This window comes from Bordetella pertussis 18323 (genome assembly GCF_000306945.1).
Lineage (GTDB): Bacteria > Pseudomonadota > Gammaproteobacteria > Burkholderiales > Burkholderiaceae_B > Bordetella > Bordetella pertussis.
Genome location: NC_018518.1, coordinates 1,624,113 through 1,638,628, shown reverse-complemented (window position 1 = coordinate 1,638,628; position 14,516 = coordinate 1,624,113). Strand labels below are relative to the sequence as shown.

Sequence of the window (14,516 nt, the reverse complement as noted above, 5' to 3'; positions counted from 1 at the left end):
GATTGCCGGCGGCCGGATGGCGAGTTCGCCGCCCGCTGCCCGAGCGACGAATCAGGCGGCTGGCCTGAGCATCATCAAGCCTGTCCGCACGGCGGTGCACACGATCTCGTCGCGCTGATTCCTGGCCACATGCTTGAAAGTCACGATGCCGGAGTCCGTGCGGCTCCTGGACAACCGCGTTTGCAGGATTTCCGTCTCGACACGGATGGTGTCGCCATGGAAAGTGGGCTTGGGAAACACGATCTCCCCGAAACCCAGATTTCCCAGGGTATTGCCCAGGGTCGTTTCATAGACGGTGACGCCGGCCACCAGCGCCAGCAGGAACATGCTGTTGACCAGGCGTTGGCCATATATGGTGTCGGCGCTGTACTCGGCGTCGATATGCAGCGGCGCGCAGTTGTAGGTCAGGGCGGAGAACAGCACGTTGTCCGTCTCGGTAACGGTACGGCGGATGGCGTGCTGCACGACCATCCCGGCCTTGAAATCTTCGAAATACAGACCAGCCATTTAACACTCCCGAATACACGCCATCGCGCTCAGTTGCCGAACGATTGCGCAAGCGCAATGACTTCGTGCGCGGTCTTGACGTGGGCGATGTCGATGTGTTCACCCTCGTACATGACCGATGCCCGCCCTTGGGCCTGGGCCGCGTCGAGCGCCTCGATCATCCCCTGGTAGTACGCGACGTCCTCGGCCGTCGGCGTATAGGTGCGATTGATCGTTTCGACCTGCATCGGGTGCAGGACCAGCTCCCCCGACATGCCAAGCTGCCGGTCGAACGCGGAGGACTTCGCCAGTCCGTCGAGGTCCTTGATCTGCTGCCAGAGCCCGCCTATCGCCTGCTTGCCGGCCGCACGCGCGGCCATGACCACACGGGATTTCAAGTATTCGGTCTCGCGGCCTTCGGCAGTCCAGACGAATTTCAGCGCGCGCCCCATGTCGGCATTCCTGGCGGTGGCGCCGACGATGCCGGCCACACGAGGCATCTGCGCGATTTCGTAGCAAAGCTGCATGGACCGCGCGGTTTCCAGCAGGGGAATGAGCCCGATCGATCCCAGCGGCAGGTTGGCGCGCGCCTCCGCCTCGGCGATCATGCATGAGGCCATGTATACGTCTTCCGGCCCTCCCGGCTTGGAGATATATATGCCCTCGATGCCGGCTGGCGCCACCGCCAGGATGTCGTCGAGATCATAGATATGTGCAGTACGGTTGATGGGCACCCAGATTCGCTGATTCTGCGCAATGAGCTCGGGAATCTTCTTGGCGACCAGCGCACGCGCCGCCGTTTTTTCCGGACTCGGCACGCTGTCTTCCAGATCGAGTATCAGCGCATCGGCGCCCGCCTGGGCAGCCTTGTCGAGCATGGATTCCTTGTTGCCTGGCACGAACAGGAACGACCGCACCGGTTTTATTCGCGTATTCACGTCTACCTCTACCTGGTAATTTCCATGGGATAAACTCCCGCGGAACCTTTGCATGGATCGAGCCGGCGCATGGCTCGAGACGTATGCGTCGATGCCGGACCGCAGGCTGGCGCCCGATCGTGAGCCGGCTGCAGCCGGGACTACGGCTGGCGCTAATGTCCGCGAAACACCGGCGCCCTTTTCTCCGCGAAGGCGCAGATCGCCTCCCGGTAATCGGCGGTGTCCTTGCAACGCAAGTGACGATGGATTTCGCCGTCCAGGGCGTCATCGAAGGGGCAGATCAGGTTCTCGTTCAGGTTGTCCTTGATGAATCCATACGTCGTCGTCGGGCCACTGGCCAGGGCACGCACGAAGGCCGCCAATTCCGCCTCGAACTCCGCTTCCGGATAAACCCTGGTCACCAGCCCCAGCTGCAGCGCTTCGCGTCCGGACAGCACCGGACTCAATAAATACAGTTCACGGGCCTTCGCCGGACCGACAATGCGCTGCAGGAAGTATGTCCCGCCATAGTCCCCGGACAAGCCGACTTTCGCGAAAGCCGTGGTCAGCTTGGCGTTCGGCGTACCGATGCGGAAATCGCAGGCCAGCGCCAGGCTCAGCCCGGCGCCGGCCGCCGCGCCGTGGACAAGCGCCACGGTCGGCTTCGGCATTTCGTTCAGCAGCTTCGCCGCAGTCATGAAATGCTTCATTTCGCGGAATCGTTGCGCCCCCTTGTTTTGCACCGCCGCGGCGGGCGCGGCCATGGATTTGACGTCTCCGCCCGCGCAAAAGGCCGGACCTGCAGCGCACAACACCACCACGCGCGCGCCCGGGTCGTGCGCCGCCTGCTCGCACGCTTGCACCAATGCCGCGCACAAGGCGTCATTCAACGCGTTTCTCTCATTCGGACGGTTCAGCCTGATGGTGAAGATGCCATCGGACAGGCTGGTGACGAGTACAGGGGTCATGTGATGCATCGATCTCAAATGGACATTACGAAGCGCCTCCGGAGCCGGCCGGCGTATGGTCAGTTGATCTTCATTCCCGAAGTCTCGACCAGTGTTTTCCAGCGAGCGGTTTCGGCTTGCTGGAACGACGCAAGCGCAGACGGGCTGTCCGCCACCACTCGCCACCCCCGCTCCCCGAAGAACGCCTCGCTTTCCTTCAGCTTCAGGATGTCGACGATCAGCTTGCTATAGCTTTGCACTTGCTCGTCGGATGCGGTGCTTGGGGTGTAGGCGGCAATCCATCCGGACAGGTCGTAATCCTTGAGGCCTTCCTCCTGCAAGGTTGGCACGTCGTCGAACCCCGGAATCCTTTTTTTCGCGGTCACTCCGATAGCCCTCAGCCTTCCCGCGGCAATCAAGGGTTTCACGGAGATCGGATCCGAGAACGCCATGTCGATCTGCCCGCCCATCAGGTCGGCCATCGCCGCAGGGCTGGATTTGTACGGGACATACAGGATGTCGATGCCGGCCGCCTGCTTCAGCATCTCGCCACCCGCCTGCGACGTGGAATTCCCGCTTCCGAATGTCAGCTTGCCGGGATTCTTCTTCGCGGCTTCGACCAATTCAGAGACGTTCTTGATGCCGGATGCCGGATTCACAACCAGCAGGACGCCGCCAATCGTTATCGTGGTGATCGGCTTGAAGTCCGCGACGGGATCGTATGGCAGGTCCTTGAACAGGCTGGGATTCGCCGCCTGGGTCGTGTTGCTGGTCATCAAGATGACGTTCGCACTGCTCGGCAGGGACTTGGCCGTCTGGATGCCGATGATTCCGTTGGCGCCAGGCCGGTTATCGACGACCACGGCCCTGCCGGTGGACTCGGTTATCTTCTGGCCTATGTATCTCGCCGCGACGTCTGTCGCCGTGGCGGAGGCGAACGGCACGACGATCGTGATGGGCGCGGCATTCCGGTCCGCCGCGCTCACATTGGCGGCGACCAGCCCCGTCGCGCATGCAAAAAGCGAGGCCGCCGCAAGCCTGGACCCAACCGATCCGCGCTTGCCCCTTGCTCCAAAATGTCCCGACATGATTGTCTCCTCTGCTGTTTTTTGTCGGCATTACATGGGCTGATACCCATTTCGCCTGTCTCGACAGGAACAGTGGTGAACAGGTGCAATCCGTCGGCGCAACGATCCCCAGGCACGCGCGCTGCAGCGCCGCGTCTGCGTTTTCTCGTCCACGCATGAGTACGGACCGTCTTGACGGACGGCGCACCGATTCACGGTATCGCCAACCACTGGCATTGCGTGCGTTCTCACCGCTCTTGTCTGACACAATGCTATGCAGTTGCCCGACCGCCCTCAAGCAGCCATTGGCGAATGCCGGATTCGCGAAACACGAATCGCGGGTTATCCAGCAGCCACGGACCGTCCCGCTTCGAGAGTGGCGTCCGACCCTCTGGGCTGCGCGATGAGTTGCTCGATGAGCAAGCGCGTCGCCGCGGTCGGCGCCCGGCCCCGCCTGGTGCCAATATGGACCTTGCGCAAGGCCCAGGCTTCGTCGAGGCGCAGCACCGATACGCGCCGCTGATACGCCACCGGAAGCATGCATTCCGGCTGAATGGTGACGCCCAGCCCCTCTTCCACCAGGCTGCGCGCCGCCTCCACGCTCGTCACATGGAATTTCGGCTTGACCGCGAGACCGCTGGATTTCGCGGCCTTGGAAATATCCGCCATCATTGCCGTTGACGGTTCGACGCTGATGAACGCATGGCCCAGCAGATCGGCAAGCGTTACGCCGGCTTTTTCGGCCAGGGGATGGCCGGCGGGCGCCAGGGCCACCAGGCGATCCGTGCGGTACGGGGTGACATCCAGGCCCTCCTCGTGCACGTCCATGCCCACCAGATAAATCGCGAGATCCGCCCCGCCGGACACGACCGCCCGGATCGCGTCCGGATTGAGGTGCTGCTCCAGCGCCAGATCGATCTGGGGATAATTCCGCGAGAACTCGCCGATCTCTTTGGCGACGTATTGGACGATGAGAGAACCCGTCGTGGCGACCGTCAGGCTGCCACGAACCCCGTCCGAGTATTCCCCCAGTTCACGGCGCATTTCTTCAAGATTGCCGAACAGTTCCCGGATATAGCGCGCCAGTACGACGCCGGCTGCGTTCGGCACGACGCCGGCGGGCTGCCGTTCGAAAAGCGGCAATCCGGCGATTTCCTCTAGATCCTGGATCCGCTTGGTGGCGGCGGACGGCGCGATATTCTCGCGGACCGCGGCTTTGCGTATCTGCCCTTCCTCCACGACTGTCAGGAACAGGCGCAGCGTGAATAAATCCACTCTGCGGGTCAGGGTATGAATGCTCAAGGTGCTCATCAGGCTCGCTCTCCGTGGAGAATACTGGGCGGCATCGGGCTGGCTTCGAGTTGCCGTGCAAACACGCTGTCGGGAAAAGACGCTCAGGCCCTGCGGCCGGGCATTCGCCATTGCAGGGACGCATCGAGACTGCGCTGCGGCGGCCGGATGGCCTCGCCGCCCTATACTCGGCGCCGTTCATCCGGCAGATGGTAGCCGTTGGGGAATCCGTCCGCATAGCTCGAGTTCCGCAGGCAACGGCCATTCCTTGCGATGCTTGCCCCGCAAGGCGTAACCGGCTACGGTGGGCGTGACGCCGCAAGCCCTCGATCGCCATGCCCCGCACCGGCGTCCTTCCCGACCGCTTGCCGCCCCACCGTTCGCGAACACGCCCCGCACAGGCCCGCCAGGATGATCAGCCCAGCGCACAAAACCCGACTGGCAGCGTTCTTCAACCTTCGCCGCGACGAGCTCCGGCCGGTGCTGCTGTCCGGACTGTGTTTCTTCTGCGTCCTGACGGCGCTGATGGTGCTGCGCCCGGCCCGCGACGCGCTAGGTGTGAACTGTCAATAGGTTGTATTCGTCCAGGTTGAGTCTGGAGATGGGTACAGCGCGCCCGATGCCTTGGTGGGGTCGATGCCAGTTGTAGTGGTGTAGCCAGGATTTCATGGCATCGGCTCGGTGTTGGGAGTTCTGGTAGGTGTGAGCGTAAGCCCACTCACGCAAGGCCGACTGGATGAAGCGTTCGGCCTTGCCATTGGTCTGTGGGCGGTAAGGTCGGGTAAAGCGGTGCTTGATGCCCAGCTCATGGCACAGCGCGGCGAAGGCGCGGCTGCGAAAGGCCGAGCCATTGTCGGTGAGCAAGCGCTGGATGGTCACGCCCAGGCGCTGGTAGTAGGCCACTGCGTCCTTGAGGAACTGGACGGCGCTGGGGAAGCGCTCGTCGGGGTGGATGTCGGTGAAGGCCACGCGGGCGTGGTCATCGATGGCCACGAAGACGAAGTCCCAGCCGGCCCCCTCAACGGTATCGCGTCGGTTGCCCGTGACCCGGTGGCCAGGGCGCTGGATACGTCCCAGCTTCTTGATGTCGATGTGCAGCAGATCGCCGGGGGCCTGATGCTCGTAGCGCACCACCGGCTCGGCCGGCTCCAGGTCGGCCAGGTGCGACAGACCGGCGCGGGCCAGGACGCGGCTGACGGTGCTGGCTGACACGCCCAGCGCCTGGGCGATGCGCGCTTGGGTCAGCCGCTTGCGGCGCAGCTCCACGATAGCCAGCGCCTTGGCCGGCGCAATCGCTCGGGGCGAGACCGTCGGGCGCGAGGACGCATCGGCCAAGCCCGCCTGGCCCTGAGCCAGGAAGCGGCCCAGCCATTTGCGCACAGTCGGCGCGGTGACCCCATAGGCGCGGGCCGCTTCAGGCACACAAACTTGATGGGCGATCAATTGCTGGACCATTTCGAGTCGACGTAGGAAGGTCAATCGGGCATGCTTATGGGTGTTCATCCGGCCGGGCTCCTTGAGTGAACTGGGGGGGTGGCGATTTCCAGTTTCTCAAATCCGGTTCGGATGAACCATGCATACAACCTATTGAATCTTCACACCTAGCACGCCCGCAGAAACGCGAAAGCCCCGACCGGAAATCCGTATCGGGGCTTTGACATGCATGGAGCGGCTATTTCAGGGATATGGCCGCATTTCGTGTCCACATTTGGGTTTTCGTGCACTGCGAAAATCCCAAGAACCGCATGGATATTGGTCGGGGCGGCGGGATTCGAACTCGCGACCCTCTGCTCCCAAAGCAGATGCGCTACCAGGCTGCGCTACGCCCCGAAGGATCGCAACTATACCAGAATCGGCCCGCCGGCCGGCCTCAGCCGAAGCGGCCGGTGATGTAGTCTTCCGTCTCTTTGCGCGCCGGCTTGACGAAGATCTGGTCGGTGGCGCCGTACTCCATCAGCTCGCCCAGGTACATGTAGGCGGTGTAGTCGGAGCAGCGCGCCGCCTGCTGCATGTTGTGCGTGACGATCACCACCGTGTACTCGTGCTTGAGTTCGGCGATCAGTTCCTCGATCTTGGCGGTGGAGATCGGGTCCAGCGCCGAGCAGGGCTCGTCGAGCAGCAGCACTTCGGGCTTGATGGCCACGCCGCGCGCGATGCACAGGCGCTGTTGCTGGCCGCCCGACAGGCTGTTGCCGCTTTGGTGCAGCTTGTCCTTCACCTCGTTCCACAGCGCCGCCTTGCTCAGCGCCCACTCGACCCGCTCGTCCATCTCGCCCTTGCTGAGCCGCTCGAACAGGCGCACGCCGAAGGCGATGTTGTCGTAGATGCTCATGGGAAACGGCGTGGGCTTCTGGAACACCATGCCGACCTTGGCGCGAATCAGCGAAATATCGGTCTTGGACGTCAACAGGTTTTCGCCGTCGAGCAGGATCTCGCCTTCGGCGCGCTGGCCGGGGTACAGCTCGAACATGCGGTTGAAGGTGCGCAGCAGCGTCGACTTGCCGCAGCCCGACGGGCCGATGAAGGCGGTGACCTTGTTCTCGCGGATCGACATGTTCACATTGCGGATCGCATGGAACTTGCCGTAGTAGAAATTCAGGTTCTTGACTTCCAGCTTGGCTTTGGCAGCGGTTGCGGTGTTTTCCATTTTGCTTCCTATGGCCGGCGCCCCGCGGGCGCCGGCGGCGGCGATCACGATTTGCGGAACAGGTTGCGGGCCAGGATGTTGATGCCCAGCACCAGCAGCGTGATGAGCGTGGCGCCAGCCCAGGCCAGGTTGTTCCAGTCTTTGAAGGGGCTGGCGGCGTACTGGTAGATGACGACCGGCAGGTTGGCCATGGGCGCGTTCATGTTCAGCGACATGAACTGGTTGGACAGCGCGGTGAACAGCAGCGGCGCGGTCTCGCCCGAGATGCGGGCAATCGCCAGCAGCACGCCGGTGATGATGCCGGTCTTGGCGGCGCGATAGCACACCAGGGTGATCATGCGCCACTTGGGGCAGCCCAGCGCGGCGGTGGCCTCGCGCAGGCTGTTGGGCACCAGCAGCAGCATGTTGTCGGTGGTGCGCACCACCACCGGGATCACCAGGATGGACAGCGCCAGCGCGCCGGCCCAGCCCGAGTAGTGGCCGACCTGGGCCACGTACACGGCGTAGATGAACAGGCCGATGATGATGGACGGCGCCGACAGCAGCACGTCGTTGAGAAAGCGTGTGGCCGGCGCCAGCCAGCCGCGCTGGCCGTACTCGGCCAGGTAGGTGCCGGCCAGGATGCCCACCGGCGTGCCGATCAGGGTGCCCACGCCGGCCATCAGCACGCTGCCCACCACGGCGTTGAGCAGGCCGCCGGCCTGCCCGGGCGGGGGCGTAATTTCCGTGAACAGCGTGAACGACAGCGCGGGCGCGCCCTTGACCAGCAGGGTCGCGATGATCCAGAACAGCCAGAACAGGCCGAACAGCAGCGCGCCCAGCGAGATAGTCAACATGACCTTGTTGACCAGGTGGCGGCGCCGGTAGACGCCGTTGTTCATGGAGATTGCCGATTGAGCCATGTAGTTATCCTTGCTCGTGCATCAGGCCTGGCGGCCCTCGGCCCTGGACAGGCGCACCAGCAGCATTTTCGAGAAAGCCAGCACGACGGTGGTGATCAGGAACAGGATCAGGCCCAGTTCGAGCAGCGCCGATTTCTGGATGCCGCCTGCCTCGTTGAATTCGTTGGCCAGCGCCGAGGCGATCGAGTTGCCCGGCGAGAACAGCGAGCCCGACCAGCGGAAGGCGTTGCCGATCACGAAGGTCACCGCCATGGTCTCGCCCAGCGCGCGGCCCAGCCCCAGCATGATGCCGCCGATGACGCCCGACTTGGTGAAGGGCAGCACGACGCGCCACATGACTTCCCAGGTGGTACTGCCCAGGCCGTAGGCGGACTCCTTGAGTATGGGGGGCACCAGCTCGAACACGTCGCGCATGACGGCGGCGATGAACGGAATGATCATGATCGACAGGATCAGGCCGGCGGTGAAGATGCCGATGCCGAACGGCGGGCCGGCGAACAGGCCGCCGATGATGGGCACGCTGCCCAGCGTGGCGATCAGCGCAGGCTGCACGTATTGCTGGAACACCGGCACGAAGACGAACAGGCCCCACATACCGTAGATGATGGACGGGATGGCCGCCAGCATCTCGACGGCGGTGCCCAGCGGGCGGCGCAGCCAGGTGGGCGCCAGCTCGGTCAGGAAGATGGCGATGCCGAACGACACCGGCACGGCGATCAGCAAGGCGATGAACGAGGTCAGCAGCGTGCCGATGATGGGCACGACCGCGCCGTAGTTCTGCTGGACCGGATCCCAGTCGTTCAGCCACAGGAACGACAGGCCATACTTGGCCAGCGATTCGCGGCTGCCATAGATCAGCGAGATCATGATGGCGGCCAGCAGGATGAACACCAGGAAGGCGAAGGTCCGGGTGAGGTTCTTGAACAGCGCATCCATCAGCGCGTTATTGTTTTGCTTCATAGGCGAAGGCGTGCCGGTAGTGGTCGAATCGGCCGTGGAGGACGGCAGCGGCACACTATTATCCATTACCGCGCTCATGGACAGGCTTTCCTTGAGATAGGGCCAGGGGTCGGCGCAATGGCGGGGCGCCCGGCGCCCCGCGAAGTCAGGACGGCGATCGCTCGCCGTTCACTGGTCCGGCCAGGGCGGACAGCGCCCTGGCCGATACGGGCTTACTGCCACACGGCCTTGCCGTCGGCGCCCTTGACTTCACCCCAGGCGGCGCGGATTTCCGTGGTCACGGCCTCGGGCAGCGGCACGTAGTCCAGCGCTTCGGCCGACTTGGCGCCGTTCTTGAACGCCCAGTCGAAGAACTCCAGCACCGCGCGGCCCTGGACCGGCTTGTCCTGGCTCTTGTGCACCAGGATGAAGGTAGCGGCGGTCACGGGCCACGAATCGGCGCCCGGCTCGTTGGTCAGCACCACGCCCATGCCGGGCGCGCTCTTCCAGTCGGCATTGGCGGCGGCGGCGGCGAACGCCTTCTGCTCGGGCTGGACGAACTTGCCGTCCTTGTTCTGCAGCTGCGTCCAGGCCAGCTTGTTCTGCTTGGCGTAGGCGTACTCGACATAACCGATCGAGTTCTTCAGCTGGCCCACGTAGGCGGCCACGCCTTCGTTGCCCTTGCCGCCCTGGCCGGTGGGCCACTTGACGGCCTTGCCCTCGCCCACTTGCTCTTTCCAGGCGGGCGACACTTTCGACAGGTAGTTGGTCCAGCCGAAGGTCGTGCCCGAACCGTCCGAACGGTGCACCACCACGATGTCGGCCGAGGGCAGCTTCAGGTCGGGGTTGAGCGCCTTGATGGCGGCGTCGTCCCACTTCTTGACCTTGCCCAGGAAGATGTCGGCCAGCACGGCGCCCGACAGCTTCAGCTGGCCCGGCGCGATGCCGTCGATGTTGATCACCGGCACGGTGCCGCCGATCACGGCCGGGAACTGCAGCAGGCCATTCTTTTCCAGGTCTTCGGCCTTGAGCGGGTCATCCGAGGCGCCGAAGTCGACCGTCTTGGCCTTGATCTGCTGCTGGCCGCCGCCCGAACCGATGGACTGGTAGTTGACGGCGTTGTTGGTGGCAGCCTTGTAGTCGGAGGCCCACTTGGCGTAGATGGGGTACGGGAACGACGCGCCCGCGCCGGTCACATCGGCGGCCTGGGCGGCGAAAACGGCTGCGCTCAGCGCGGCGCCGATCGAAATCTGTTTGAAGACACGTTTGAACATCTGGGTTCCTTCTGTGCTCGTTGAGGAAATCCGGCAGGCTTTCAAGGCGCCTGTCTCGGCCAACGCATGCATCTTAGAAGCCCAAAATGACAGGATAGTGACAGTCACATACCCAACTTGAATTTATCCATAAGAAACTGAATATTTTAAAATAAAATGGCCGCCCGCGGGCGGCCAGGCGGCAGCGGGCCGGCTCAGCCGTCCTGCCCCAGGCGCTGGATCAGCGCTTCCTGCACGTCGTAGGCCTCGCGCCGGTTGCGCACCCGCGCATAGGTGCCATCGGCCTGCTGCTGCCAGGCCAGCTGGTTGTCGCGCAGCGCGTAGGTGAAGGCCTCGTCGATGACGCGCTTCCTGAGCGTCTTGTCGTAGACGGGAAAGGCGATCTCCACGCGCCGGAAGAAATTGCGGTCCATCCAGTCGGCCGAGGACAGGTAAACGGTTTCGGCGCCATCGGCATAGAAATAGAACACGCGCGAGTGCTCCAGAAAGCGCCCCACGATGGAACGCACCCGGATATTCTCCGACAGCCCGGGCACGCCGGCGCGCAGCGCGCATACCCCGCGCACGATCAGGTCGATCTTGACCCCGGCCTGGCTGGCCTTGTAGAGCTCTTCGATGACCTGCACTTCCAGCAGCGAGTTCATCTTCGCCATGATGCGCGCCCGCTTGCCGGCGCGCGCGGCGCGCGTCTCGGCGCGGATCAGGCTGACCATGCCGTCGTGCAGCGAGAACGGCGACTGCAGCAGCGCCTTGAGCGAGCGCCGCGCCCCCAGGCCGGTCAGCTGGGTAAAGACCTTGTCCATGTCCTCGCACAGGCGCGGATCGGCGGTCAGCAGGCCGAAATCGGTGTACAGGCGGGCCGTGCGCGGATGGTAGTTGCCGGTGCCCAGGTGCGCGTAGCGGCGCAGCCGCCCTTTCTCGCGGCGCAGCACCAGCGCCATCTTGGCGTGCGTCTTGTGCGCGACCACGCCATAGACCACGTGCGCGCCCACTTCCTCCAGGCGCGCGGCCCAGTTGATGTTGGTCTGCTCGTCAAAGCGCGCCATCAGCTCCACCACCACGGTGACTTCCTTGCCGGCGCACGCCGCCGCCAGCAGGATCTGCATCAGCTCGGAGTCCTCGCCGGTGCGGTAGATGGTCTGCTTGATCGCCATCACGTCCGGGTCCAGCGCCGCGGCGGTCAGGAAGTCGATGACCGGCTGGAACGACTGGTAGGGATGGTGCAGCAGGCGATCCTGCTCGGCCACGGCGGCGAACAGCTCGGCCGGCTTCTCGCCCACGCGGTCGAACGGCGCCGGCACGGGCGCCAGGTAGGCGGGAAACAGCAGGTCCGGCCGGGTGTTGGAATTGCACAACTGCATCAGGCGCGACAGGTTCACCGGGCCGCTGACCCGGTAGGTGTCCTCGGGCGCCAGCGAGAATTCGCGCTGCAGGTAGGCCTCCAGGTCGGGCGGGGTCAGCTTGTCGACCTCCAGCCGCACGGCCGCGCCGAAATTGCGCTGCGACAGCTCGCCCTGCAGGGCATGGCGCAGGTTGGTGACTTCCTCTTCGTCGACGAACAGGTCGCTGTTGCGCGTCACGCGCCATTGGTAACAGCCCAGCATTTCCAGGCCGGGGAACAGTTCGCCCACGAAGGCCCGCAGCAGCGAGGTCAGCAGGATGTAGCCGTCGGGATGGCCGGAGATCTCGGGCGGCATCTTGATCAGGCGCGGCAGCGCGCGCGGCGCCTGCACCACGGCGATGGACGCCTGGCGGCCGAAGGCATCGGCGCCCGACAGGGCCACGATGAAATTCAGGCTCTTGTTGTAGACGCGCGGAAACGGATGCGCCGGATCCAGCCCGATCGGCGTCAGCAGCGGCATGACGTCGCGATTGAAGACCTCGCGCGCCCACTCCTGCTGCTGCGCGTTCCATTCGGAGGCGTGATGCAGCACGATGCCCTCGGCCTGCAGGCGCGGCAGGATATCGTCGTTGAGCAAGGCGTATTGGCTCGCCACCAGCGCGTGCACCTTGACCTGGACCCGCTCGAAGGCTTCATCGGCCGTCATGCCGTCGGGCCCGACCAGCGTCGGGGTCTGGCGCTGCTGCTCCTTCAGCGTCGAGATGCGGATCTCGAAGAACTCGTCCAGGTTGGAGCTGACGATGCACACGTAGCGCAGCCGTTCAAGCAAGGGAACACGCGGATTCTCGGCCATCGCCAGCACGCGTTCATTGAATTTCAGCAGCGACAGTTCACGATTCAGGAGCAGCGGCTCGGACGGCGGTCGAGAGGTCATACAGGGCCCAGGCAAAGGAGACAGCTTTTGTTTTTACTGCAATATCGTGACGGTTCTATGACGCCCGGCCGCGCGCATGCCGGCATGCCGCATAGCGTACGCCAAAACGGGGACGCATGGAAGGGCCACGCCGGCCCCCAATGCCTTGTTCTGCAAGGGAAAAACGCCGCATCGGCATGACTGTCACATGGCATCTCTATAATCCAGCAAACTGACTGCCCAATACAACTGCCGCATGGACCATCTTCTGGCCGCCGTCGACCTCGGCTCCAACAGCTTTCGACTTTCTATCGGCCGCGTCGTCCAGCAGGATGGCACCGCCCAGATCTACCAGATCGACCGCCTCAAGGAGACCGTGCGCCTGGCCGCCGGCCTGGACCAGGACAAGAACCTGGGCGAGGACGCGCTGGCGCGCGCCCTGGCGGTGCTCGAGCGCTTCGGCGAGCGGCTGCGCAGTTTCCATCCCAGCCGGGTGCGCGCGGTCGCCACCAACACGTTCCGGGTCGCCCGCAACACGCGCGATTTCCTGCCCCGCGCCGAACGGGCGCTGGGCTTTCCCATCGAAGTCATCGCCGGGCGCGAAGAAGCGCGGCTGATTTTCTCCGGCGTGGCGCACAGCCTGCCGCCCTCGCTAAACCGCCGCCTGGTGATCGATATCGGCGGCGGCTCCACCGAAGTCATCATCGGCAAGGGCGTCGAGCCCAACCTGATGTCCTCGCTGTACATGGGCTGCGTCAGCTTCAGCCGCCAGTTCTTCGGCGACGGCGTGGTCGACAGCCACCAGATGAAGCAGGCCGAGCTGGCAGCGCGGCGCGAAATCGAAGTGATCTCCAAGCAATACCGCAAGACCGGCTGGAAGGAAGCCTATGGCTCGTCGGGCACCGCCAAGGCGCTGTACGCCATCCTGACCGAATGCGGCTTCTCCACCCGCGGCATCACGCGCGCCGGCCTGGCCAAGCTGAAAGACCGCATCATCCGGTCGGGCCGCGTCATCCCGGCCGAGCTGCCCGGCATCAAGCTGGAGCGCGCCGACGTGCTGCCCGGCGGCCTGGCCATCATGAGCGCCCTGTTCGACGAGCTGAACATCGATGTCATGCATACCGGCGACGGCGCGCTGCGGCTGGGCGTGCTGTACGACCTGCTGGGCCGCGACGACGAGCACGACAAGCGGCACGAATCCGTGCAGCAATTCATGAAGCGCTACCACGTCGACGCCAACCAGGCGCGGCGCGTGCGCCAGGCGGCGCTGGCGCTGTTCGACGTCCTGCTGCCCGACGGCGACGGCCACGAGCGCGCCGAGCTGCGGCTGGCGCTGGGCTGGGCGGCCGACCTGCACGAGGTCGGCCTGTCGATCGCCCACAACGCCTATCACAAGCACACGGCCTACGTGCTCGAGCACGCCGACATGCCGGGCTTCTCCAACGACGAACAGGAATTGCTGGCGCTGCTGGCCCTGGGCCATCACGGCAAGCTGAGCAAGCTGGAATCCCTGGTGGCCAACCGCAGCCAGTGGATCGCCATCCTGTGCCTGCGCCTGGCCGCGCTGCTGTTCCGCCGCCGCGAGGACATAACCCCGCTGCCGCTGGCCGTCTCCATCAAGGGCACATCCATCGTGGTGCGCGCCCAGCAGGCCTGGCTCAACCGCCACCCCCTGAGCGACTTCACCCTGCGCGCCGAAGACGGCGAATGGAGCAAGGTCGGTTTCTCGTTCGAATTGCTGGAAACCTGAAACCCGATCTCCGGGAGCCTGTCCCCGAAGGGGACTGGCTCC

The 14,516-nt window shown here is 64.4% G+C and carries 13 protein-coding genes and 1 tRNA gene; 2 read left to right on the top strand and 12 right to left on the bottom strand.

The window, feature by feature from the left end; genetic code table 11:
- Nucleotides 1–51: 51 nt before the first annotated feature.
- The 6 genes from BN118_RS07745 to BN118_RS07720 all read right to left on the bottom strand — a co-directional run bounded on the left by BN118_RS07745 (nt 52) and on the right by BN118_RS07720 (nt 6,210).
- Nucleotides 52–507, bottom strand: coding sequence for a MaoC family dehydratase (locus BN118_RS07745; protein ID WP_014905694.1), 456 nt, complete (start codon nt 505–507; stop codon nt 52–54).
- Nucleotides 508–536: 29 nt separating this feature from the next.
- Nucleotides 537–1,424: an HpcH/HpaI aldolase/citrate lyase family protein gene (locus tag BN118_RS07740; RefSeq protein WP_014905693.1), complete on the bottom strand. Its 888-nt coding sequence runs from the start codon at nt 1,422–1,424 to the stop codon at nt 537–539.
- Nucleotides 1,425–1,576: 152 nt separating this feature from the next.
- Nucleotides 1,577–2,380, bottom strand: coding sequence for an enoyl-CoA hydratase (locus BN118_RS07735; RefSeq protein WP_014905692.1), 804 nt, complete (start codon nt 2,378–2,380; stop codon nt 1,577–1,579).
- Nucleotides 2,381–2,430: 50 nt separating this feature from the next.
- Nucleotides 2,431–3,438, bottom strand: a complete 1,008-nt coding sequence (locus tag BN118_RS07730) for a Bug family tripartite tricarboxylate transporter substrate binding protein (RefSeq protein WP_014905691.1) — start codon at nt 3,436–3,438, stop codon at nt 2,431–2,433.
- Nucleotides 3,439–3,759: 321 nt separating this feature from the next.
- On the bottom strand, nt 3,760–4,728 hold the full coding sequence (locus BN118_RS07725; protein ID WP_014905690.1) for a LysR family transcriptional regulator: 969 nt from the start codon (nt 4,726–4,728) through the stop codon (nt 3,760–3,762).
- Between the two features lie 531 nt (nt 4,729–5,259).
- A complete protein-coding gene (locus tag BN118_RS07720; protein ID WP_005013747.1) occupies nt 5,260–6,210 on the bottom strand; it encodes an IS481-like element IS481 family transposase in 951 nt (316 codons plus the stop codon).
- 17 nt (nt 6,211–6,227) lie between these two features.
- On the opposite strand from BN118_RS07720, the gene BN118_RS20145 reads away from it, so the two are divergent.
- On the top strand, nt 6,228–6,365 hold the full coding sequence (locus tag BN118_RS20145) for a hypothetical protein (protein WP_158322903.1): 138 nt from the start codon (nt 6,228–6,230) through the stop codon (nt 6,363–6,365).
- Between the two features lie 95 nt (nt 6,366–6,460).
- Here BN118_RS20145 and BN118_RS07715 read toward each other — a convergent pair.
- The 6 genes from BN118_RS07715 to ppk1 form a co-directional block, all read right to left on the bottom strand.
- Nucleotides 6,461–6,537 (bottom strand) — tRNA-Pro (locus tag BN118_RS07715).
- A gap of 40 nt (nt 6,538–6,577) precedes the next feature.
- A complete protein-coding gene (gene pstB / locus BN118_RS07710; RefSeq protein WP_010930167.1) occupies nt 6,578–7,354 on the bottom strand; it encodes a phosphate ABC transporter ATP-binding protein PstB in 777 nt (258 codons plus the stop codon).
- Between the two features lie 44 nt (nt 7,355–7,398).
- Nucleotides 7,399–8,256, bottom strand: a complete 858-nt coding sequence (gene pstA / locus BN118_RS07705) for a phosphate ABC transporter permease PstA (protein WP_003809638.1) — start codon at nt 8,254–8,256, stop codon at nt 7,399–7,401.
- Nucleotides 8,257–8,277: 21 nt separating this feature from the next.
- Nucleotides 8,278–9,294, bottom strand: coding sequence for a phosphate ABC transporter permease subunit PstC (gene pstC, locus BN118_RS07700; RefSeq protein ID WP_014905689.1), 1,017 nt, complete (start codon nt 9,292–9,294; stop codon nt 8,278–8,280).
- 134 nt (nt 9,295–9,428) lie between these two features.
- Nucleotides 9,429–10,469 (bottom strand): phosphate ABC transporter substrate-binding protein PstS, encoded by a 1,041-nt coding sequence (gene pstS / locus BN118_RS07695; protein ID WP_014486066.1) that lies wholly within the window; start codon nt 10,467–10,469, stop codon nt 9,429–9,431.
- A gap of 194 nt (nt 10,470–10,663) precedes the next feature.
- Complete coding sequence (ppk1, locus tag BN118_RS07690; RefSeq protein WP_010930171.1) at nt 10,664–12,745, bottom strand: polyphosphate kinase 1; 2,082 nt, start codon at nt 12,743–12,745, stop codon at nt 10,664–10,666.
- Between the two features lie 235 nt (nt 12,746–12,980).
- Between ppk1 and ppx the strand changes: the two genes are divergently transcribed.
- Nucleotides 12,981–14,474, top strand: coding sequence for an exopolyphosphatase (ppx, locus tag BN118_RS07685; RefSeq protein ID WP_010930172.1), 1,494 nt, complete (start codon nt 12,981–12,983; stop codon nt 14,472–14,474).
- The last annotated feature ends 42 nt before the right edge of the window (nt 14,475–14,516 follow it).